This window comes from Mangrovicoccus algicola (assembly GCF_014903745.1).
Taxonomy (GTDB): Bacteria; Pseudomonadota; Alphaproteobacteria; order Rhodobacterales; family Rhodobacteraceae; genus Mangrovicoccus; species Mangrovicoccus algicola.
Window position 1 is genome coordinate 38,501 of the sequence record NZ_JACVXA010000001.1, and the last position, 19,991, is coordinate 58,491.

At 69.3% G+C, this 19,991-nt stretch carries 18 protein-coding genes; 12 read left to right on the forward strand and 6 right to left on the reverse strand.

Annotated elements, in window-relative coordinates; genetic code table 11:
* Nucleotides 1-180: 180 nt before the first annotated feature.
* Genes xdhA through ICN82_RS00225 form a run of 8 tightly spaced genes read left to right on the forward strand, consistent with a single transcriptional unit; the run spans nt 181 to nt 10,165 of the window.
* On the forward strand, nt 181-1,548 hold the full coding sequence (gene xdhA, locus ICN82_RS00190; protein ID WP_193178803.1) for a xanthine dehydrogenase small subunit: 1,368 nt from the start codon (nt 181-183) through the stop codon (nt 1,546-1,548).
* Nucleotides 1,545-3,887: a xanthine dehydrogenase molybdopterin binding subunit gene (gene xdhB / locus ICN82_RS00195; RefSeq protein ID WP_193178804.1), complete on the forward strand. Its 2,343-nt coding sequence runs from the start codon at nt 1,545-1,547 to the stop codon at nt 3,885-3,887. The genes xdhA and xdhB overlap by 4 nt, the downstream gene beginning before the upstream one ends.
* Complete coding sequence (gene xdhC, locus ICN82_RS00200; protein WP_193178805.1) at nt 3,884-4,825, forward strand: xanthine dehydrogenase accessory protein XdhC; 942 nt, start codon at nt 3,884-3,886, stop codon at nt 4,823-4,825. The genes xdhB and xdhC overlap by 4 nt, the downstream gene beginning before the upstream one ends.
* A complete protein-coding gene (locus ICN82_RS00205) occupies nt 4,822-6,345 on the forward strand; it encodes an ABC transporter ATP-binding protein (protein ID WP_193178806.1) in 1,524 nt (507 codons plus the stop codon). The genes xdhC and ICN82_RS00205 overlap by 4 nt, the downstream gene beginning before the upstream one ends.
* Entirely contained in the window at nt 6,342-7,427 is a 1,086-nt protein-coding gene (locus ICN82_RS00210) for an ABC transporter permease (RefSeq protein ID WP_193178807.1), read from the forward strand. Before ICN82_RS00205 ends, ICN82_RS00210 begins: the two co-directional genes overlap by 4 nt.
* The gene (locus ICN82_RS00215) at nt 7,427-8,344 is read left to right on the forward strand and encodes an ABC transporter permease (RefSeq protein WP_193178808.1); all 918 of its coding nucleotides are present in this window, start codon (nt 7,427-7,429) and stop codon (nt 8,342-8,344) included. The genes ICN82_RS00210 and ICN82_RS00215 overlap by 1 nt, the downstream gene beginning before the upstream one ends.
* Nucleotides 8,345-8,364: 20 nt before the next feature.
* On the forward strand, nt 8,365-9,165 hold the full coding sequence (locus ICN82_RS00220) for an ion transporter (RefSeq protein ID WP_193178809.1): 801 nt from the start codon (nt 8,365-8,367) through the stop codon (nt 9,163-9,165).
* Complete coding sequence (locus tag ICN82_RS00225) at nt 9,086-10,165, forward strand: BMP family ABC transporter substrate-binding protein (RefSeq protein ID WP_193178810.1); 1,080 nt, start codon at nt 9,086-9,088, stop codon at nt 10,163-10,165. The genes ICN82_RS00220 and ICN82_RS00225 overlap by 80 nt, the downstream gene beginning before the upstream one ends.
* A gap of 59 nt (nt 10,166-10,224) precedes the next feature.
* On the opposite strand, the gene ICN82_RS00230 is transcribed toward ICN82_RS00225, so the two are convergent.
* Nucleotides 10,225-10,674, reverse strand: coding sequence for a CBS domain-containing protein (locus ICN82_RS00230; protein ID WP_193178811.1), 450 nt, complete (start codon nt 10,672-10,674; stop codon nt 10,225-10,227).
* Between the two features lie 151 nt (nt 10,675-10,825).
* On the opposite strand from ICN82_RS00230, the gene panC reads away from it, so the two are divergent.
* The 3 genes from panC (at nt 10,826) to ICN82_RS00245 (ending at nt 13,333) form a co-directional block, all read left to right on the forward strand.
* Nucleotides 10,826-11,677, forward strand: coding sequence for a pantoate--beta-alanine ligase (panC, locus tag ICN82_RS00235; protein WP_193178812.1), 852 nt, complete (start codon nt 10,826-10,828; stop codon nt 11,675-11,677).
* Between the two features lie 11 nt (nt 11,678-11,688).
* Nucleotides 11,689-12,498, forward strand: a complete 810-nt coding sequence (panB, locus tag ICN82_RS00240; RefSeq protein ID WP_193178813.1) for a 3-methyl-2-oxobutanoate hydroxymethyltransferase — start codon at nt 11,689-11,691, stop codon at nt 12,496-12,498.
* Nucleotides 12,499-12,580: 82 nt separating this feature from the next.
* On the forward strand, nt 12,581-13,333 hold the full coding sequence (locus ICN82_RS00245) for a PAS domain-containing protein (RefSeq protein ID WP_193178814.1): 753 nt from the start codon (nt 12,581-12,583) through the stop codon (nt 13,331-13,333).
* Between the two features lie 20 nt (nt 13,334-13,353).
* Here the strand turns inward: ICN82_RS00245 and ICN82_RS00250 are convergent, their stop codons facing one another.
* On the reverse strand, nt 13,354-14,340 hold the full coding sequence (locus ICN82_RS00250) for a 2-hydroxyacid dehydrogenase (protein ID WP_193178922.1): 987 nt from the start codon (nt 14,338-14,340) through the stop codon (nt 13,354-13,356).
* A 140-nt stretch (nt 14,341-14,480) separates the two neighbouring features.
* Here ICN82_RS00250 and ICN82_RS00255 point away from each other — a divergent pair, with 140 nt between their 5' ends.
* The gene (locus ICN82_RS00255) at nt 14,481-15,056 is read left to right on the forward strand and encodes an SH3 domain-containing protein (protein WP_226898177.1); all 576 of its coding nucleotides are present in this window, start codon (nt 14,481-14,483) and stop codon (nt 15,054-15,056) included.
* Nucleotides 15,057-15,077: 21 nt separating this feature from the next.
* On the opposite strand, the gene ICN82_RS00260 is transcribed toward ICN82_RS00255, so the two are convergent.
* The 4 genes from ICN82_RS00260 to metG all read right to left on the reverse strand — a co-directional run bounded on the left by ICN82_RS00260 (nt 15,078) and on the right by metG (nt 19,909).
* The gene (locus ICN82_RS00260; RefSeq protein WP_193178816.1) at nt 15,078-15,569 is read right to left on the reverse strand and encodes an ureidoglycolate lyase; all 492 of its coding nucleotides are present in this window, start codon (nt 15,567-15,569) and stop codon (nt 15,078-15,080) included.
* Complete coding sequence (gene alc / locus ICN82_RS00265) at nt 15,566-16,588, reverse strand: allantoicase (protein ID WP_193178817.1); 1,023 nt, start codon at nt 16,586-16,588, stop codon at nt 15,566-15,568. The genes ICN82_RS00260 and alc overlap by 4 nt, the downstream gene beginning before the upstream one ends.
* Before the next feature lie 18 nt (nt 16,589-16,606).
* Nucleotides 16,607-18,034 (reverse strand): allantoinase PuuE, encoded by a 1,428-nt coding sequence (gene puuE / locus ICN82_RS00270; protein ID WP_193178924.1) that lies wholly within the window; start codon nt 18,032-18,034, stop codon nt 16,607-16,609.
* A gap of 159 nt (nt 18,035-18,193) precedes the next feature.
* Complete coding sequence (metG, locus tag ICN82_RS00275) at nt 18,194-19,909, reverse strand: methionine--tRNA ligase (RefSeq protein ID WP_193178818.1); 1,716 nt, start codon at nt 19,907-19,909, stop codon at nt 18,194-18,196.
* Nucleotides 19,910-19,991 lie beyond the last annotated feature (82 nt).

Below are 19,991 nucleotides of genomic sequence, written 5' to 3' on the forward strand. Positions count from 1 at the left end.
AATTAGAGGCAACCGCCCGGAAAAGCGCAACACCGTCCCGCCGGGCGCTTGCATCGCCCGGCATTCCGGGCAAGCTGGGACAGAATTTCCGCCACCCCAGCTTTCCGCCGCATCGGGCCGGGGCGGCACGCCCGCGGGACTGTCCGGGCACGAAGCAGAGAAAGCGGCGACAGGACGACCATGGCCGACGTCTCGTTTCTCCTCAACGGAGAGACCGTGCGCCTCGACGGCATCGACCCCACGGCAACATTGCTGGACTGGCTGCGCGACACACGCGGGCTGACAGGCACCAAGGAAGGCTGCAACGAAGGCGATTGCGGCGCCTGTTCCGTCATCGTGACCGGCGGCGACGGAACCCCGAGGGCGCTGAATGCCTGCATCCTGCTGCTGCCGCAGCTGCATGGCCGCGCGGTGCGCACGGTGGAGGGCATCGCCGGGCCCGGCGGAGAGCTTCACCCGGTGCAGAAGGCGATGGTGGAACTGCACGGATCGCAATGCGGCTTCTGCACGCCCGGCTTCGTCGCCTCCATGGCGGCGGCGCATAGCGCGGGCGCCACCGACTACGATGACAGGCTGGCAGGCAACCTGTGCCGCTGCACCGGCTATGCGCCGATCATCCGCGCCGCCGAGGCGGCGGCATCGGCGCCGGTGCCGGAATGGATGGCCGAGGATACCGGGCTTTTGGGCGCGCTGGACTCGGACATGCCGACCACGGCGGATGCGCTGGCAGAGTGGTACCTGGCCAATCCCGAAGGCACGCTGATCGCCGGCGCCACGGATGTCGGGCTGTGGGTGACCAAGCAGTTCCGCGCCCTCGGGCCGGTCGCCTTCCTCAACCGCATCCCCGACCTGCGCGGCATCACCGTGACCGAGGACCGGATCCGCGTCGGCGCGACCACCACCGTCGCGGAATTCGGCAGCTTCATTGCCGGGCATCACCCCGGCCTGGCCGAGATGATCCGCCGCTACGGATCGACCCAGGTGCGCAACGCCGCCACGATCGGCGGCAACATCGCCAACGGCTCGCCGATCGGCGACAGCCCGCCCGCGCTGATCGCGCTCGGCGCCACGCTGCACCTGCGCCGCGGGCCGGACCGTCGGCAGATCCCGCTGGAGGCGTTCTTCCTGGAATACGGCAGGCAGGACCGCCGCCCTGGCGAATTCGTCGAGGCGGTCAGCTTCCCGCGCCAGCCCGACCGGCTGAAATGCTACAAGCTTTCCAAACGCTTCGACCAGGACATCTCGGCCGTGATGGGCGCCATCGCCATCACCGTGGAGGACGGCACCGTCACCGCCGCGCGCCTGGCCTTCGGCGGCATGGCGGGCATCCCCGCGCGCGCCGCCGCGGTGGAGGCCGCGCTGACCGGACAGCCCTGGACGCTGGAGACCGTGACCGCCGCGGCCCGCTGGATGGGCGAGGATTTCACGCCGCTCTCGGACATGCGCGCCAGCGCCGGATACCGGCTGAAGGCCGCGTCGAACATGCTGCTGCGCTATTTCCACGAGGATCGGGGCACCGCCGTCAACGTGCTGGAGATCACCGCATGAGCGTCGCGACCCCCCTGCCCCATGACGCCGCCCGGCTGCATGTCACCGGCGCCGCGCGCTATGTCGACGACATCCCCGTGCCCGCCAATTGCCTGCACCTGGCGTTCGGCCTGTCGCAGGTGGCGCGCGGGCGGCTGGGCGCGCTGGATCTGGATGCGGTGCGCGCCGCGCCCGGGGTGGTCCTGGTGCTGACGGCGGCGGATTTCGACCCTGTCCCCGACTGTTCGCCCGGGGCGCATGACGAGCCGCTCCTGTGCACCGGCGACATCCATTTCGCCGGGCAGCCGCTGTTTCTGGTCGTGGCCACCAGCCACGGGGCCGCGCGCCGCGCCGCCGCCCTGGGGCGCGCGGAGATCGCGCAGGACACCCCGATCCTCTCCATCGACGACGCCCTGAAGGCGCGGAGCTTCTTCGGCGACAGGCTGGTCTGGGGCCAGGGCGATCCCGATGCCGCCATCGCGGGCGCCGCGCACAGCGCCGAGGGATCCATGGAGATCGGCGGGCAGGAGCATTTCTACCTGGAGGGCCAGGCCGCGCTGTCGGTGCCGCAGGAAGGCGGCGACATGCTGGTCCATTCCTCCACCCAGCACCCGACCGAGATCCAGCACAAGGTCGCCGAGGCGCTGGGAACCGGGATGCATGCCGTGCGGGTGGAAACCCGGCGGATGGGCGGCGGCTTCGGCGGCAAGGAGAGCCAGGGCAACTGGCTGGCCATCGCCACCGCCCTCGTCGCCGCGCGCACCGGGCGGCCCGCCAAGATGCGCTATGACCGCGACGACGACATGATCATCACCGGCAAGCGCCATGATTTCCGCATCGATTACCGCGTGGGGTTCGATGCGGCAGGCAAGATCGCGGGGATCGAGTTCACCCAGTTCTGCCGCTGCGGCTGGTCGCAGGATCTCAGCCACGCCATCGCCGACCGCGCGATGCTGCATGCCGACAATGCCTATCACCTGCCGCATGCGCGCATCACCTCGCACCGGCTGCGCACCAACACGGTCAGCGCCACCGCCTTCCGCGGCTTCGGCGGGCCGCAGGGCATGGTCGCCATCGAACGGGTGCTGGATCACATCGCCCACGAGGTCGGCCGCGATCCGCTGGAGGTGCGGCGGCTGAACTATTACGACAGCGTCCCGCGCCCCGCCGAGGGGCTGGCGACGGGGCTGGAGGACGGGCGCGGCAAGGTGCCGGGCCCGCATCCGGTGCCGCAGGTCACGCCCTTCGGCATGCCGGTCGAGGATTTCGAGCTGCACGAGATGACCGAAACGCTGGCCGCGTCCTGCGACTATGCCGGGCGCCGCGCCGCGATCCGCGACTGGAACGCGGCCAGCCCCGTGCTGAAACGCGGCATCGCGCTGAGCCCGGTCAAGTTCGGCATCAGCTTCACCCTGACCCATCTCAACCAGGCCGGGGCGCTGGTGCATGTCTACCAGGACGGCACGATCGCGATGAACCATGGCGGCACCGAGATGGGACAGGGGCTGTTCCAGAAGGTGGCGCAGGTCGCGGCCAGCCGCTTCGGCGTGGGCCTGGAGCGGGTGAGGATCACCGCCACCGACACCGCCAAGGTGCCCAACACCTCGGCCACCGCCGCCTCCTCGGGCTCGGACCTCAACGGCATGGCGGTGCGCGCCGCCTGCGACACGATCGTCGCGCGCCTGGCGGAATTCGTCGCCCAGAAACACCAGGCCGCCCCCCGCGACGTCGTCTTCGCCGGGGACCGGGTGACGGTGGGCGGGGCCGAATACGGATTCGCGGAGGTCGTCAAGGCCGCCTACGAGGCGCGGATCAGCCTTTCGGCCACGGGCTTCTACAAGACGCCCAAGATCGAGTGGGACCGCATCGCCGGGCGCGGGCGGCCGTTCTTCTACTTTGCCTATGGCGTGGCCTGCACCGAGGTGGTGCTGGATACGCTGACCGGCGAGAACCGCATCCTGCGCACCGATATCCTGCATGATTGCGGCACCTCGCTGAACCCGGCGCTGGACCGCGGCCAGGTGGAGGGCGCCTATGTGCAGGGCACGGGCTGGCTGACGACGGAGGAACTGGTCTGGGACGGGGCCGGACGCCTGCGCACCCACGCGCCCTCGACCTACAAGATCCCCGCCTGTTCCGACCGCCCGCCGGTCTTCAATGTCGCGCTGTGGGACCGGCCCAACCGCGAGGACACGATCTACCGTTCCAAGGCGGTGGGGGAGCCGCCCTTCATGCTGGGCATATCCACCTTCCTGGCGCTGTCGGACGCGGTGGCCGCCTGCGGCCCGGCCTATCCGGCGCTCGACGCGCCCGCGACCCCCGAACGCCTGCTGGCCGCGGTGGAGCGGGTGCAGGCATGAGCTTCGACCTGACGGCCCTGGCCCGCGCCGTGGATGCCCACGGGCGCGTGGCGCGGATCGTGATCGCCCAGGCCAGGGGATCGGCCCCGCGGGAAGCGGGCACCTCGATGCTGGTCTGGCAGGCGGGGCAATCCGGCACGATCGGCGGCGGCGCGCTGGAATACCGCGCGGTGGCGGCGGCGCGCGCGCTGCTTGAAACGGGCGGAGCGCAAGTGACGCGGCAGGCGCTGGGGCCGGCGCTGAACCAGTGCTGCGGCGGCGCCGTGGTGCTGGTCACCGAGGTCTTCGATGCCGCCACCCTGCCCGGCCCCGGCCCCGTCGCGCGGCGCGTCGAAGGCGGCGCGGCCATGCCGCTGGCGATGCGCCAGGCGCTGAAGGCGGCCCGCGGCGAGGGCACCGCCCCCGCGATCCGCCTGCAGGAGGGCTGGCTGATCGAGGCGGCCCGCCCGGCGCGGCGCCCGCTGTGGATCTTCGGGGCGGGCCATGTCGGCAGGGCGCTGGTCGCCGTGCTGGCGCCGCTGCCGGATTTCGCCATCACCTGGGTCGATACCGGGCCGGAGCGCTTTCCCGCGGACATCCCCGCGGACGTCGACGCCCTGCCAGCCCCCGATCCGGTCCGCGCCCTGGCCCTGGCCCCGCGCGAGGCGCAGATCCTGGTGCTGACCTATTCGCACGCGCTGGACCTGGCGCTGTGCCATGCCGCGCTCGGCCGCGGCCAGGCCCGGATCGGGCTGATCGGATCGGCGACGAAATGGGCACGATTCCGCACAAGGCTTGGGCAGCTGGGCCATTCGCAGGCGGAAATCGCGAAAATTGCCTGTCCGATCGGCAATCCCGAGCTTGGAAAGCACCCGCAGGCGATTGCCGTGGGCGTGGCTGCCGCGCTACTGAGCGCAGGCGAGCGCGACAAGACAGCAAGACAGGACCTCAGGGCGTGACTTCGACAGACGAGCTTCTGGCCATCGACGGGGTGACCAAGGCCTATCCCGGCGTGGTGGCCAATTCCGACGTGTCCTTCCGCATCCGCAAGGGCGAGGTCCATGCCCTGCTGGGCGAGAACGGCGCCGGGAAATCGACGCTGGTCAAGACGATCTACGGGCTGGTGCGGCCGGATGCCGGGACCATGACCCTCGACGGACAGCCCTATGCCCCCGCCGATCCCTCCGCCGCGCGGCAGGCGGGCGTGGCGATGGTGTTCCAGCATTTCTCGCTCTTCGATGCGCTCAGCGTCGCCGAGAACATCGCCCTCGGCATGGAAACCCCGCCCAAGCGGCGCGTGCTGGCCCGCCGGATCCGCGAGGTCTCCGAAGCCTACGGCCTGCCGCTGGCGCCGGGGCGCCGGGTGGGCGACCTGTCGGCGGGCGAACGCCAGCGCGTGGAAATCGTCCGCTGCCTGCTGCAGAATCCGCGGCTCCTGATCATGGACGAACCGACCTCGGTGCTGACGCCGCAGGAGGTGGAGATCCTGTTCCGCACGCTGCGCCAGCTTTCGGCAGAGGGCACCGCGATCCTCTACATCTCGCACAAGCTCGACGAGATCCGCACGCTTTGCGACGGCGCCACGATCCTGCGCCATGGCAAGGTGGTCGGCGATTGCGTCCCGCGCGAGACCTCGGCGCGCGACATGGCCGAGATGATGGTCGCCGCCAAGCTGGACATGCCGGTCAAGACCCCGGCCGCGCCCGGCCCCGAAGTGCTGGCCGTGAACGCCCTGTCTCTGCCCGCGCAGGGCCAGTTCGGCACCGCGCTGAAGGAGATCGGCTTCACCGTCGCGGCCGGCGAGATCCTGGGGATCGGCGGGGTCGCGGGCAATGGCCAGGACGAATTGTTCGCCGTGCTCTCGGGCGAGACCCGCACCGAGCCGGACACCGTCACCTTCGAGGGCGCCCCCGTCGGACGGCTGGGCCCGCATGAACGCCGCGCTCTGGGCCTTCTTTCGGCACCGGAGGAACGGCTGGGCCATGCCGCCGCGCCCGAGATGAGCCTGGCCGACAATGCGCTGATGACCGCAGCGCGGCGGATGGGGCTGGCGCCGGGCGGCTGGATCGACCGCAGGGGCGTGCGCGCCTATGCCGAGAAGGTCATCGCCGCCTTCGACGTGCGCACCCCGGGGCCGCAGACCGCGGCCGGGGCGCTCTCGGGCGGCAACCTGCAGAAATTCGTGGTCGGCCGCGAGGTGATGCAGGATCCGCGCCTGTTGATCGTCAACCAGCCGACCTGGGGCGTCGATGCCGCCGCCGCCGCGCATATCCGCAAGGCGCTGATCCGCCTGGCCGAGCAAGGCGCCGCGCTGATCGTCATCAGCCAGGACCTTGACGAATTGATGGAAATCTCCGACCGGATCACCGCGATCTGCGACGGGCGGATGGTGCGCCCGCGCCCGGCCGCGGGGCTGGGCATGAACGATCTGGGGCTGATGCTGGGCGGCCGCGATCCCGAAGAGGAGGCCGCGGCATGATCCGGCTGGAACGGCGCCCGGCGCCATCGAGGACCTGGACCTATCTGGCGCCGCTGCTGGCGGTTCTGGCAACGATGATCGCGGGGGCGATCATGTTCGCGCTTCTGGGCAAGGACCCGGTGCTGGCGATCCGCACGATCTTCTGGGACCCCATCTTCTCGGCGCAGTTCGGCGCCTATTCGCGGCCGCAGCTTCTGATCAAGGCCGGGCCGCTGATCCTGATCGCCATCGGCCTGAGCCTCGGGTTCCGCGCGGGGATCTGGAATATCGGCGCCGAGGGGCAGTACATCATGGGCGCGCTGGCGGGGGCCTCGGTCGCGCTGGCCGTCTACCCGATGGAGCTGCCGGTGCTGTTGCCGCTGATGGTGATCGCGGGGGCGCTGGGAGGCTGGGCCTGGGCGATGATCCCCGGCGTGCTGCGCACCATGTTCAACACCAACGAGATCCTCGTCTCGCTGCTCCTCGTCTATGTCGCGGAACAGATCCTGTCGGCCGCCGCCGTCGGATTCCTGCGCAACCCCGAGGGCGGCGGCTTTCCCGGCTCGCGCAACCTGCAATCCTACGCGTCGGCGCATAATGCCGAGATCATCGCCGGATCGGGTCTGCACTGGGGGGTGGTGGCCGCCTTCATCTCGGTGATCGCCGCCTATGTGCTGCTGCAGCGCCATATCCTGGGCTTCCACATCAAGCTGGCCGGCGAGGCGCCGCGCGCCGCGAAACTGGCCGGGGTCGTGCCCGCGCGGCTGGTGCTGTTCTGCCTGGGCGTCTCGGGGGCGCTGGCGGGCATGGCCGGGCTGTTCGAGGTGGCCGGACCGGCGGGCAAGATCTCGATCGATTTCGGCGCGGGCTACGGGTTCACCGCGATCATCGTGGCCTTCCTGGGGCGGCTGCATCCGGCGGGGATCCTGCTGGCGGGGCTGCTGATGGCGCTGACCTATATCGGGGGCGAACTGGCGCAGCTGATGCTGGGCCTGCCTGCCGCCGCGATCCAGGCCTTCCAGGGGATGCTGCTGTTCTTCCTGCTGGCCTTCGACGTCTTCGGCCATTACCGGCTGCGCATCGCCACCGGGAGGACCGCGTGATGGACATTTCCCTGATCAACCTGATCCCGCTCCTGATGGCCGCCTCCACCCCGATCCTTCTGGCCGGGCTGGGCGAGCTGGTGGTGGAGAAATCCGGCGTGCTGAACCTGGGCGTCGAGGGGATGATGATCACCGGCGCGATCACCGGCTTCATGGCCGCGGTCTCCACCGGCTCGCCCGCCCTGGGGTTTCTCGGCGGCGCGGCCGGCGGCGCGGTCCTGGCGCTGGTCTTCGGCGTGCTGACCCAGGGGCTGATGTCGAACCAGGTGGCCACCGGCCTGGCGCTGACGCTGTTCGGGCTGGGGCTGTCGGCGCTTCTGGGGCAGAGCTTCACCGGACTGAAGCCGCCCCATACCCCCGACCTGCACCTGCCGGTGCTGTCGGATCTGCCGGTGATCGGGCCGATGCTGTTCCGCCATGACGCGATGGTCTATCTCAGCCTCGTGGCGCTGGTCGCGGTCTGGGCCTTCCTGCGCCATTCGCGCCCCGGTCTGATCCTGCGCGCCGTGGGCGAAAACCACGCCGCCGCCCATGCGCTCGGCTATCGCGTCACCCGCATCCGGCTGCTGGCAATCGTCTTCGGCGGCGCGATGGCGGGGCTGGGCGGCGCCTATCTGAGCCTGGTGCGCGTGCCGCAATGGACCGAGGGCATGACCGCGGGCGCGGGCTGGATCGCGCTGGCGCTGGTCGTCTTCGCCGCCTGGCGGCCCGTCCCGCTGCTGATCGGCGCCTATCTTTTCGGCGGCATCACGGTTCTTCAGTTGAACATGCAGGCCGCAGGCGTCAACGTGCCGGTGGAGCTTCTGTCGATGTCGCCCTATCTCGTGACCATCTTGGTGCTGGTCGTCATGTCCGCGCTCGGCGCGGCGGCGGGCGCGCCGGGGTCGCTGGGCCGGGCCTTCCATGCATCGCGCTGAGGCGGGAGCGGGACGGACCGATGCGGCGCAGCCAGATCCTCGAGGCGCTGGAAGGCGATCATCCCCGGCTGGGCCGGGCGGTGGCCTTCGCGCTGAACGGGGCGATCCTTCTGTCGGCGGCGGCGATCACGCTGGAGACGGTCGAGGGGCTGCCGCCCTGGCTGCGCGCCCTGATGCGCGATCTGGAATGGCTCATCCTGGCGATCTTCACCGCCGAGTACCTGATCCGCCTGTTCTGCGCCCCCAGGCCGCTGCGCTATGGCTTCAGCTTCTGGGGGCTCGTCGACCTGATGGCCTGCCTTCCCGCGCTGGCCGTGCTGAACCCGCAATGGGCGGCGCTGCGGACGCTGCGCATCGTGCGGCTGTTCCGGCTGATGAAGCTGTTGCGCGCCGCGCATGCGCTGGACCGGCTGTCCGGCGCGCTGGCCTCGGTGCGGGGCGACCTTGCGGTCTTCGCGCTTCTGGCCGCGATCGTGCTCTATATCGCGGGCACGGGCATCTACATCCTCGAACACGAGGCCCAGCCCGAGGCCTTCGGCTCCATCCCGGCCAGCCTGTGGTGGGCGGTGGTCAGCTTCACCACCGTCGGCTACGGCGACGCCTATCCGATCACCGCCGGGGGGAGGATCTTCACCTCGGCCGTCCTTTTCGTCGGGCTGGGGGTGATTGCCGTCCCGGCCGCCGTCATCACCTCGGCGCTCATCGACCAGTCCCGGCATCATCACAGCAGGAAGGAACCCCATGACATTCCCTACCATCTCCGCAATCGCAACGGGGCTCGGCCTCGCCATGGCCGCAGCGACCGGCGCCCTCGCGGCTGACCCGGTCAAGGTCGGCTTCGTCTATGTCGGCCCGGTCAATGATGGCGGCTGGTCCCAGCACCACCACGAAGCCGCGATGACGCTGAAGGAGCATTTCGGCGACCAGGTCGAGCTGATCGAGCAGGAATCGGTGCCCGAGGGCCCCGATGCCGAACGCGTCATGACGCAGATGGCGCTGACCGGCGCGGACATCGTCTTCGCCACCTCCTTCGGCTACATGGACCAGGTGGAAAGCGTCGCGGCGAAATTCCCGAACGTGAAATTCGAGCACGCCACCGGGTTCAAGTCGGGCCCGAACTTCGCCAACTATTCCGCCCGCTTCTACGAAGGCCGCGCGGTGATGGGCACGATCGCGGGCATGATGACCGAGTCGAACAAGATCGGCTATCTCGCCTCCTTCCCGATCCCCGAAGTGATCCGCGGCATCAACAGCTCCTTCATCCATGCGCAGAAGGTGAACCCGGACGTGGAGATCCGCGTCGTCTGGCTGAACACCTGGTATGACCCGGCCAAGGAAGCCGACGCCACCCAGGCGCTGCTGGAACAGGGGGTCGACGTGATCCTGGCCCATACCGATTCCACCGCGCCGCTGGCGACGATGGAGAAATCCGGCGGCTACGGCTTCGGCCAGGCGGCGGACATGGCGCAATACGCGCCCGAGCCGCGGCTGAGCTCGATCATCGACGACTGGGCGCCCTATTACGAGGAACGCGTGCAGGCGGTCATGGACGGCACCTGGGAAACCGCGGCCACCTGGTCGGGGATCAAGGACGGCATGGTCGGCATCGGCGATTTCTCCGACGCCATGCCCGACGAGGTGAAGGCCAAGGCGCAGGAGGTCATGGACGGCATCGTCGACGGCTCCTACCACCCGTTCACCGGCCCGCTGAACAAGCAGGACGGCACCCCCTGGCTGGCAGAGGGCGAGATCGCCGATGACGGCACGCTGGCGGGCATGGATTTCTATGTCGAGGGCGTGACGGGCGACATCCCGAACTGATCCTGACCGCCAGGCAGGAACGCGGGCGCGCGGGGCATCCCCCCGCGCGCCTGTCGCATTCAATGGGGGCGGGCGCGCTCCTCCAGCGGGCGCGGCCCGGCGCGCGCGGCCAGGAAACGGTCGACCATCACCCGGTATCCGGCGGGGATGTCGCGCATCGACAGGATCCCCGCGACCTGCCCCGCGGCGAGCACCGGCAGGTGCCTGATCCCCGCCTTCAGCATCACGTCCAGCGCCTCGGCCAGCCCTGCATCGGCCCCGATGCTGCGCGGGTCGCGGGTCATGACCTCGGCCACCTGCGTCACGTCCATCCCCCGGCTTTCGCAGATGCCGCGGCGGATCACGTCGGTTTCGCACAGGATGCCCTCCAGCCGCGGGCCGGTCATCACGGCGACCGCCGCCGCATCGGCCGCGCGCATCGCCAGGCAGGCCTGGCGCAGGCTGTCCCCGGGCGCGGCGCGGGCAAGGGCCTGGCCGCGGATCGCCTCCGCCACGGATCGGATCACCATCCTCTGTCTCCTCCCGGCTGCATTCCGAAAACCATATGGCGTGAATTTGTTACCAAACCGTGGGGATTGCCCGCCCCTGCCCCGCCGGCGGCGATGCCTTGCCTGTCGGCGCCGGGTTTCGTAGGACAGCCGCGTCAGCCGGGAGGGCATCATGGACATCTGCCGCAGCAAGACCGGGATCCGCCGCGCCATCGCCACGATGCGCGCCGCCGGGGCGGAGCGGATCGGCTTCGTGCCCACGATGGGCGCGCTGCATGAGGGACATCTGTCGCTGGTGCGGATGGCGAAGGCCCGGGGCGACCGGGTCGTGGTGTCGGTCTTCGTCAATCCGACCCAGTTCGAGGATCCCGCCGATCTGGCGAAATACCCCCGCGACGACGCGCGCGACCTCGACCTTTTGCGCGCCGAGGGGGTGGATGCGGTCTTCCTGCCCGGGGTGGAGGAGATGTATCCCGAGGGCGCGCAGACCATCGTCGAGACCACGACCCTGTCGAAAGTCCTGATCGGGGCGCTGCGCCCCGGCCATTTCCGCGGCGTGGCCACGGTGGTGACGAAGCTCTTCAACATCGTCGGCCCCGATTTCGCGGTCTTCGGCGAGAAGGACTATCAGCAGCTGGCGGTGATCCGCACCATGGTGCGCGATCTGGACATGCCGGTGGAGATCCTCGGCCACCCGATCCTGCGCGAGACCGACGGGCTGGCCATGTCCTCGCGCAACGTGCGCCTCGACCCAGCCCATCGCGCCGAGGCGACCGTGCTGTCGCGCGCGCTGGACCGGGCCGAGGCGCTGGCGGCACGGCCGGTGACGGCAGAGGAGCTGCAGGCCGAGATCGCGCTGACCCTGGCCGAGGCGCCTGCCGCCGAGGTCGAGACGATCGATATCCAGGATGCCGCGACCCTGGCCGATCTGTCCGGCGCGCTGGAGCGCCCCGCGGTCATCCTTCTGGCCGTCCGCTTCGGCCCCGTCCTTCTGATCGACAACCGCGTCGTGACCCCCGCCTAAGGAGAGAAGCCATGAGCACCCAGGCCCCCATCCGCCGCGTCACCGTTCCCCAGATCGCCCGGCGCAAGGGCGGCGAACCCATCGTGTCGCTGACCTCCTATCACGCGCATACCGCCGCCATCGTCGACGAGGTCGCCGATTTCATCCTGGTCGGCGACAGCCTGGGCATGGTGATGCACGGCATGGAATCAACGCTGGGCGTCTCGCTGGATCTGATGATCATGCATGGCCGCGCGGTGGTGCGCGGCACGAAGAAGGCCCTGATCGTCGTCGACCTGCCCTTCGGCAGCTACGAGGAAAGCCCGGCCGAGGCCTTCCGCAACGCCGCGCGCATCATGAAGGAAACCGGCTGCGGCGCGGTCAAGCTGGAGGGCGGCCGCCGCATGGCCGAGACCGTCCGCTTCCTGACCGAACGCGGCATCCCGGTGATGGCCCATATCGGCCTGACCCCGCAATCGACCAATGTCATGGGCGGGTTCAGGACCCAGGGCCGCGACGAAGAGAGCTGGCCCCTGCACGAGGAGGATGCCCGCGCCGTCGCCGAGGCCGGCGCCTTCGCCATCGTGCTGGAAGGCATGGTCGAACCGCTGGCCCGCCGCATCACCGGGCAGGTCGCGGTCCCCACCATCGGCATCGGCGCCTCGGCGGCATGCGACGGCCAGGTGCTGGTGCTGGAGGACATGCTGGGGCTGAACCCCTGGACGCCGAAATTCGTCAAGGTCTACGGCCAGCTCGGCGCGATGATCAAGCAGGCGGTGGAGGAATATGCCGCCGAAGTGCGCAGCCGCGCCTTTCCCGGCGAGGACAATGTCTATCGCTGAGCGGAATCGGTTGACCCGGCGGGACGGGGCGGTTTCTGATCCGCGTCGATGTTTTCCGCAGATTTGACGTGACGGGACGGACATGACGCTTCTCAGCGCGCTTGCGCAATTCAGCCTGGTGCAGAGCCGGATCGAAGGGCTGCTGGCGCGGGAGGAGACGGAACCGGCCGACCTGTCGCTGCTGCTGCGCCAGGCACGCGACCTGCGCCGCGCGGTCCTGGAGGCACAGCCGCTGGACCAGCAGGAGGCGATGCAGAAACTGGCCTGCATCGTCAACCTGATCCAGCGCGACGCCCGCCTGCAGGGATTCGATGCCGAGATCGCCGCGCTTCTGGACGTCGCCTACGAGACCTGCAGCGCCATCGCCCTGCCCAGCCGCTCGGCGCCCGTGCCGCGGCGCAGCCCGGACCGGCGGCCCTCGCATTTCGGCGGCTCGGTCGCGGATTACGTGGCCTTCGCCGAGGGGCGCCTGACGCTGGTGGATACCGGCTACCAGATCGTCGCGACCAGCGAGGAGACCGCGCAGCATTTCGGCAGCCAGCAGATCGCGCTGATGGGGCGGCCGCTGCACGAGGTGATCGGCGCCCACCGGTTCGAAACCCGGACGAAACCGCGGCTCGATGCCTGTTTCGCCGGACAGCCCCAGAGCTATCACATCGCCATGCCCGATGGCGGCACGGCCCGCATCCTGCGCTGCGACATGCGGCCGGTGAATTCCGGCGAGGGCACGATCCTGGGCGCATTGATCTACATGACCGACGTGACCGAACAGGCCCGGCGGCTGCGCGCCAAGACCGGCCGTTTCACGCCCGCCCGCGCCCGCCACGGATCCTGACCGTCGCCGGGCCCGCCCGGTCACAGCATCCCGGGAATGACCTGGTCGGGCGGCCGGTGTCCGTCGGCGAAGGTCTTGATGTTGATGATGACCTTCTCGCCCATCTCGATGCGCCCCTCGACGGTGGCCGAGCCCATATGCGGCAGCAGGACGACATTGGGCAGCTCGCGCAGCTGCGGCGAGAAATCCGGCCCCTTCTCGAAGACATCCAGCCCCGCCCCCGCCAGTTCGCCCGCCCGCAGCGCGCGGGTCAGCGCGGCCTCGTCGATCACCTCGCCGCGCGAGACATTGACCACCACGGCGCTGCGTTTCATCAGCCGCAGCCGCCGCGCATTGACCAGGTGGAACGTGTCGGCAGTGGAGGGACAGTTGACCGACAGGATGTCGGCGCGGCGGATCATCTCGTCGAGATCCTCCCACCAGGTCGCGCCCAGCTCCTCGGCCAGGGGCACCGCCACGGGGCGGCGGTTGTGATAGTGGATTTCCATGCCGAAGGCGCGGGCACGCCGGGCGATGGCGGTGCCGATGCGCCCCATGCCGATGATGCCCAGCCGTCCGCCGCCCAGCCGTCCCCCCAGAAGCGCCGTCGGCGCCCAGCCCTTCCACTGGCCGGACTGCATCAGCGACAGCCCCTCGGGGATGCGCCGGGTCACCGCCAGCATCAGCGCCAGGGCCATGTCGGCCGTGTCATCGGTCACCACCCCGGGCGTGTAGGTCACCAGGATGCCGCGCTGGCGCGCCGTGCGCACGTCGATATGGTCCACGCCCGAGCCGTAATTTGCGAAAAGCTTCATCCGCGGCCCGGCCTGGGCGATCATCCCCGCATCGATCACGTCGGTGACCGTGGGGACCAGGACATCGGCGGTGCGGATCGCCTCGACCAGCTCGGCGCGGGTCATCGGCGTGTCGTCCTCGCGCAGGGTCGTGTCGAAAAGATCGGCAAGCCGCTTCTCCACGGGCTCGGGCAACCGCCGGGTCACCACAACTTTCAACCGCTCCTGCCCCATTCGCGTCACCCTCGGACTTTCCTTGGACCCCGTTCGGTGGCAAGTTGCGGCATAAGATCAGGGGACACAAGAACCCCGCGGGACGCGCGGCAAATAATCCGCCGTCCGGGCAGAGCAGAGGCGTGGCGATGAGACCATGGTTGAGGGCCGTCCTCCTGGCCGCGACGGCCGCGGCAGGACTGGCGGGAACGGCACAGGCCCAGGAACAGGCCCTGGGCCCGGAGACGGGGCAGCCGCTGCCGCGCTGGGTCTCGATGAAGGCGCCCGAGGCGAATGCCCGCCGCGGTCCCTCCACCGGCCACCGCATCGACTGGGTCTTCCGCCACCGCAACATGCCGCTGATGGTGACGGCCGAATACGGCCATTGGCGCCGGGTCGTGGACCGCGAGGGCTTCGGCGGCTGGGTGCATTACGTCCTGCTCAGCCGCAACCGGACGGTCATCGTCGACCAGGACCTGATGCCGATCCGGCGCAGCCCCTCCGAAGAGGCCGATATCGTCGCCGAGGCGCAGGAAGGCGTGATCGCGATGCTGAAGGAATGCGAGGCGGGCTGGTGCCGGATCACCGCCGACGGGGCACGGGGCTGGGCACGGGAATCCGCGCTGTGGGGCGCGGGGGACCCGGTGATGCCGGAGCGCGACGCGATCGCGCCGCCCCCCTCCGCGCCGCTCGGCGAGGGCGCCGCGCTTTCGGCGGAGGCCCCGCCCGCGGAATGACCGCCCCGGCCGGGCGCGCCCCTATCCGGGCGCGGTGACGGTGACAGGGGTCTCGAGCCAGTGCTCTTCCAGGTTGGCGGTATCGCCGATGCGATCGACCACCGCGAAGAGCCCCGGCGCCGCAAGCGGCGTCAGCACGCCGTGCCAGGTCCCGCGGCGCAGGTTGATCCCCTGTCCCGGCGCCGAGAGGAAGGCATGGATCCGCCCCGGAACCGGCCCGGTCCCCTCGGCGACGATCACCAGGAAGGGATCCATCGACATCGGCAGGAAGGCCTGGCTGCCCTCGGGATGGCGTTCCAGCATCTCCAGCCGGTAGGGCAGCGCCCGCGGCTCGGCCCGGAACAGGCTGATCCCCGCGCGTCCGCCGGGCCCGAAATCGAGCCCGGCCCGGTCGTGGAAACGGCCGCAGAGCCCCTGGTTGATCAGCCGGTCGGGATCGCCCGCCGCCTCCAGGACCTCGCCGAAAGGCGCGAAGGCCTCCCGGCTAAGCGGCCGCGCGGCAAGTCCGGTCATGCGGGACGGCCGAACAGGCGCAGTCGGCTGACCCCGCCATCGGGATAGATGTTGAAGCGCACATGGGTCGCCGCGCCGAAATCTTCCGCCAGCTCGTCGGTGAAGCTGTGGATCGCATCCGCCGTCAGCCGCTGCTGGGGCAGCAGTTCCTTCCAGAACATGGAGTCGGTGATCAGCGCGTCGGTCAGACCATCCCCGAACTGCGACAGGTCCGCCGCCTGGATCGAGCAGCGATCGGGGAAGTTGCCCTTGAAATGGCAGGTATCGACCACGGCCTTGTGGATATGGCCGCGCGCGCCGAGCGCCAGCACCATCCAGTCATAGCCCGGCTCGCGGCGGCGGCGGGTTTCCCAGCCATCCCCCATGTTCAGCCCGCGCCCCGGCGCCAGCAGGCGGTTGAAATCGCCGTAATGGGCATCCGAGAACCCGAGGATCCGCCCGCCATTGAGCGCCGCGACCAGGTCGATATCCTGGCCGTCGCCGGTCGGGTCGAGTTCCGGCACGCCATAGACCCGCAGCCGCGCCACGCCGCCATCGGGATAGATGTGCAGCCTCAGATGGGTCCACAATTCATAGCTCTGGCAGGCGAAGTAATGATGCGCCGAAGCCCCCAGCGCCTTGTGCCCCAGGATCGTCACCCAGGAAGTGTCGGCATCGGGCAGCTGCCCGGCGGGGACATGCGCGGCCTCGATGCGGCAGGCCGGGGCATAGTTGCCGGTGAAATGCGACGTATCCACATCAAAGCCCAGCACGCGCCCGGGCGCGGCCAGCTTGATGATGCCCCAGTCATGGCCGCCGTCGCGGCGGCGCTGGGTTTCCCAGCCATCCATCCACTTGCCGTGATCGTCGAACTTCTCGGGGATGAAGATGGCGGGCGGGTCGGCCAGCATCCGCTCCAGCGGGGCGAAGAATTCGTTGGAGGTGCTGATCGCGCTGGCACCGAGGCCGGCGGAGGCAAGGTTGATGCCGGTGCGCGCGAAAAGCGGCATGTCCGGGCTGATGGTCTCGATCGACGGCATTCCGCGTATGTCTCTGTTCTAGTTGGGGGTCTTGAAAAGATCTGTCAGGCGCAGGTATGCGATGCGCTCCACCTGCCGGCAAGCCTCGGCCAGTTCCGTTTCCGCATCATGGGACAGACGGCGCCGGAATGCCTCGAGGATGGACGCCTTGGCATGGTCGCGCACCGCGATGATGAAGGGAAAGCCGAACCTGGCGGTATAGGCGGCATTCATCTCCTCGAAGGCGGTCCTCTCGTCATCGGTCAGCGCATCCAGCCCGGCCGAGGCCTGCTCTGCCGTCGACTCGGCGGTCAGCCGCTTCGCCGCCGCCAGCTTGCCCGCGAGATCGGGATGGGCGTTGAGCACGCCGAGCCGCTCCTCGCGGCCGGCGGCGCGGAAGGCCCGGGCCAGCGCCATGTGCACCCCGGCAAGGGAATCGTGGGCCGGCCCCAGTTCCAGCCCCCAGGCGCGTTCGGCGATCCAGGGGGAATGTTCGTAGATGCCGCCGAAGGCCGCGACGAAATCCTCCCGTGCCATCTCGCTGGGGCGCCGCGCGGCGACCGGGGGATGCTCTGCTGCCCAATGCGCGGCGATCTGGGCACGGGTGGCGATCCAGACATGGTCGCGGGCGCGGATGTAGTCGAGGAAGCGGCGCACCGCCTCGGCCCGGCCCGGACGTCCGGCCAGTCGGCAATGCAGGCCGACGGTCATCATCTTGGGGCTGCCCGCCACGCCTTCGGCATAGAGCCCCTCGAACGTGTCCTTCAGGTACTGGAAGAAATGCTCGCCCGTGTTGAAGCCCTGCGCCGAGGCAAAGCGCATGTCATTGGCATCCAGCGTATAGGGGATGATCAGCTGGTCGCGGTCGCCGAAGCGTTTCCAGTAGGGCAGGTCGTCGTCATAGGTGTCGGCGACATAGTCGAACCCGCCCTCCGCTGCCGCCAGGGGCACGGAATTCATCGAGGCCCGGCCGGTGTACCAGCCGCGGGGACGTTCGCCCGTCACCTCGGCATGAAGGCGGATCGCCTCCATCATCTGGGCGCGCTCCTCCTCCTCGGGCATGTCCTTGAACTCGATCCATTTCAGACCGTGGCTGGCCATTTCCCAGCCGGCTTGCTGCATCGCCATCACCTGTTCGGGGCTGCGCGCCAGCGCCGAGGCCACGCCATAGACCGTGACCGGCACCTGGTGGCGGGTGAAGATCCGGTGCAGCCGCCAGAACCCGGCACGCGCGCCGTATTCGTAGATCGACTCCATGTTCCAGTGCCGCTGCCCCGGCCAGTTGGCGGCGCCGACGATCTCGGAGAGGAAGGCCTCGGAATAGCTGTCGCCATGCAGCAGGCAGTTCTCGCCGCCTTCCTCGTAATTCACCACGAAATTGACCGCGATGCGCGCGCCGCCCGGCCAGCGGGGATCCGGCGGATTGGCCCCGTAGCCGCCCATGTTGCGTTCATAGCGCTTCGGCATCTCGGTCATTCGGTCGTCCTCGCTTGCGGCCGGGGCGCGTCCTGCCCCGTCCCGCAGCATTAGGACCTGGCCCGCGGGGCGACAAACGGTTTGTCGCCTGCGGGGCGGGCTGCCGTGGCGGCTGCCCTCATATCGGGCAGAACGGCCGCTGCGCCTGCCTTACTGGCCCGCGAACCGGGCCTGCCAGTCGTCGCGCTGGTCGTCGGTGATCTTGGCAAACAGCACGTCGGGCACGGTGAAGGCATGGCCGGGCTTCAGCGTCTCGGTCATCGTCGCGCGGACATCCTCGGGCCAGTCGATGACCTGCAGCGCGAAGGTCCCGCGCAGCGTCTCGGCGGCATCGGGGATGAAGGGTTCGGACAGGCCCGCATAGACCACGGCCAGGTTCAGCGCGAAGCGCACCTGCGCGGCGGCCTGTTCGGGGTCGGTCTTGAAGACCGACCAGGGCGCAGCGGCCTGCAGGTACTCGTTGCCCGCCACCCAGATGCCGCGCAGCTCTTGGCTGGCCTTGCGGACCTCCATCGCCTCCATCAGCGATTCATAGGTCTTCACGCGCGCCTCGATATCGGTCAGCACGGCCTCCTCGGCCTCGCCCCAGGCGCCGCCCTCGGGCACCACCTCGCCGAATTTCGAGCGGCAGAACTTGGTGACGCGGCTGACGAAATTGCCCAGCACATCGGCCAGGTCCTTGTTCACCCCGGCCTGGAAATTCTCCCAGGTGAATTCGCTGTCCGAGCTTTCCGGCGCGTGGCTCAGCAGCCACCAGCGCCAGTAATCCGACGGCAGGATTTCCAGCGCGGCATCCATGAACACGCCGCGGCCCTGGCTGGTCGAGAACTGGCCGCCATCGTAATTGAGGTAGTTGAAGGACTTGATGTAATCCACCAGCTTCCAGGGCTGGCCCGATCCCATGATCGTCGCCGGGAAGCCCAGCGTGTGGAAGGGGACGTTGTCCTTGCCCATGAACTGGACATAGCGCACGTCTTCGGCGCCCTTGTCGGTGCGCCACCAGCGCTGCCAGGCCTCGTCGTCCAGACCCTTCGCCTCGGCCCATTCGGCGGCGCAGGCGATGTATTCGATCGGCGCGTCGAACCAGACATAGAAGACCTTGCCCTCCATCCCCGGCCAGGGTTCGCGGCCCTTCTGCACCGGCACGCCCCAGTCGAGATCGCGGGTGATGCCGCGATCCTGCAGCCCGTCGCCGTCATGCAGCCATTTCTTCGCGATCGAGGTGGTCAGCACCGGCCAGCCATCCTGCCCGTCGATCCAGGCATCCAGCCGGTCCTTCATCGCCGACTGTTTCAGGAACAGGTGCTTGGTCTCGCGGACCTCCAGGTCGGTGGAGCCGGAAATCGCCGAACGCGGATCGATCAGGTCGGTGGGGTCCAGCTGCTTGGTGCAGCTTTCGCACTGGTCGCCGCGGGCCTTGTCATAGCCGCAATTCGGGCAGGTCCCCTCGATATAGCGGTCCGGCAGGAAACGCCCGTCCGCATTCGAATAGACCATCTTTTCCGAGACTTCCTCGATGAACCCGTTCGCGGCCAGGGCCCCGGCGAAATCCTGCGTCAGCTCGCGGTTCTGCACCGAGGAAGACCGGCCGTAATGGTCGAAGGACAGGCGGAACCCCTCGGCCAGCTTCGCCTGCGTGGCATGCATCTCGGCGCAATAGGCCTCGACCGGCTTGCCGACCTTGGCCGCGGCCAGTTCGGCCGGGGTGCCGTGTTCGTCGGTGGCGCAGAGAAACAGCACCTCATTGCCCCGCGCCCGGTTGTAGCGGGCATAGAGATCCGCCGGCAGCTGCGAGCCGATCAGCGTGCCGAGATGCTTGATGCCGTTGATATAGGGAAGCGCGGAAGTGATCAGGATGCGTGCCATGGGTGTCGCCTTTGTCTCGTCGCGACCGCTTTACCCGATGGCCCGCCCGAGTTCCAGAAGCCCCGCAAACGCGGAAGGCGCG

What these genes read in the sequence shown, in the direction of transcription:
- ICN82_RS00215 (WP_193178808.1), top strand. Translation starts at nt 7,427, where the DNA reads ATGGACATTTCCCTGATCAACCTGATCCCGCTCCTGATGGCCGCCTCC.
- ICN82_RS00210 (WP_193178807.1), top strand. Translation starts at nt 6,342, where the DNA reads ATGATCCGGCTGGAACGGCGCCCGGCGCCATCGAGGACCTGGACCTAT.
- ICN82_RS00245 (WP_193178814.1), top strand. Translation starts at nt 12,581, where the DNA reads ATGACGCTTCTCAGCGCGCTTGCGCAATTCAGCCTGGTGCAGAGCCGG.
- ICN82_RS00250 (WP_193178922.1), bottom strand. Translation starts at nt 14,340, where the DNA reads ATGGGGCAGGAGCGGTTGAAAGTTGTGGTGACCCGGCGGTTGCCCGAG.
- xdhB (WP_193178804.1), top strand. Translation starts at nt 1,545, where the DNA reads ATGAGCGTCGCGACCCCCCTGCCCCATGACGCCGCCCGGCTGCATGTC.
- ICN82_RS00260 (WP_193178816.1), bottom strand. Translation starts at nt 15,569, where the DNA reads ATGACCGGACTTGCCGCGCGGCCGCTTAGCCGGGAGGCCTTCGCGCCT.
- puuE (WP_193178924.1), bottom strand. Translation starts at nt 18,034, where the DNA reads ATGCCGAAGCGCTATGAACGCAACATGGGCGGCTACGGGGCCAATCCG.
- xdhC (WP_193178805.1), top strand. Translation starts at nt 3,884, where the DNA reads ATGAGCTTCGACCTGACGGCCCTGGCCCGCGCCGTGGATGCCCACGGG.
- ICN82_RS00220 (WP_193178809.1), top strand. Translation starts at nt 8,365, where the DNA reads ATGCGGCGCAGCCAGATCCTCGAGGCGCTGGAAGGCGATCATCCCCGG.
- xdhA (WP_193178803.1), top strand. Translation starts at nt 181, where the DNA reads ATGGCCGACGTCTCGTTTCTCCTCAACGGAGAGACCGTGCGCCTCGAC.
- panC (WP_193178812.1), top strand. Translation starts at nt 10,826, where the DNA reads ATGGACATCTGCCGCAGCAAGACCGGGATCCGCCGCGCCATCGCCACG.
- metG (WP_193178818.1), bottom strand. Translation starts at nt 19,909, where the DNA reads ATGGCACGCATCCTGATCACTTCCGCGCTTCCCTATATCAACGGCATC.
- alc (WP_193178817.1), bottom strand. Translation starts at nt 16,588, where the DNA reads ATGCCGTCGATCGAGACCATCAGCCCGGACATGCCGCTTTTCGCGCGC.
- ICN82_RS00225 (WP_193178810.1), top strand. Translation starts at nt 9,086, where the DNA reads ATGACATTCCCTACCATCTCCGCAATCGCAACGGGGCTCGGCCTCGCC.
- ICN82_RS00230 (WP_193178811.1), bottom strand. Translation starts at nt 10,674, where the DNA reads ATGGTGATCCGATCCGTGGCGGAGGCGATCCGCGGCCAGGCCCTTGCC.
- panB (WP_193178813.1), top strand. Translation starts at nt 11,689, where the DNA reads ATGAGCACCCAGGCCCCCATCCGCCGCGTCACCGTTCCCCAGATCGCC.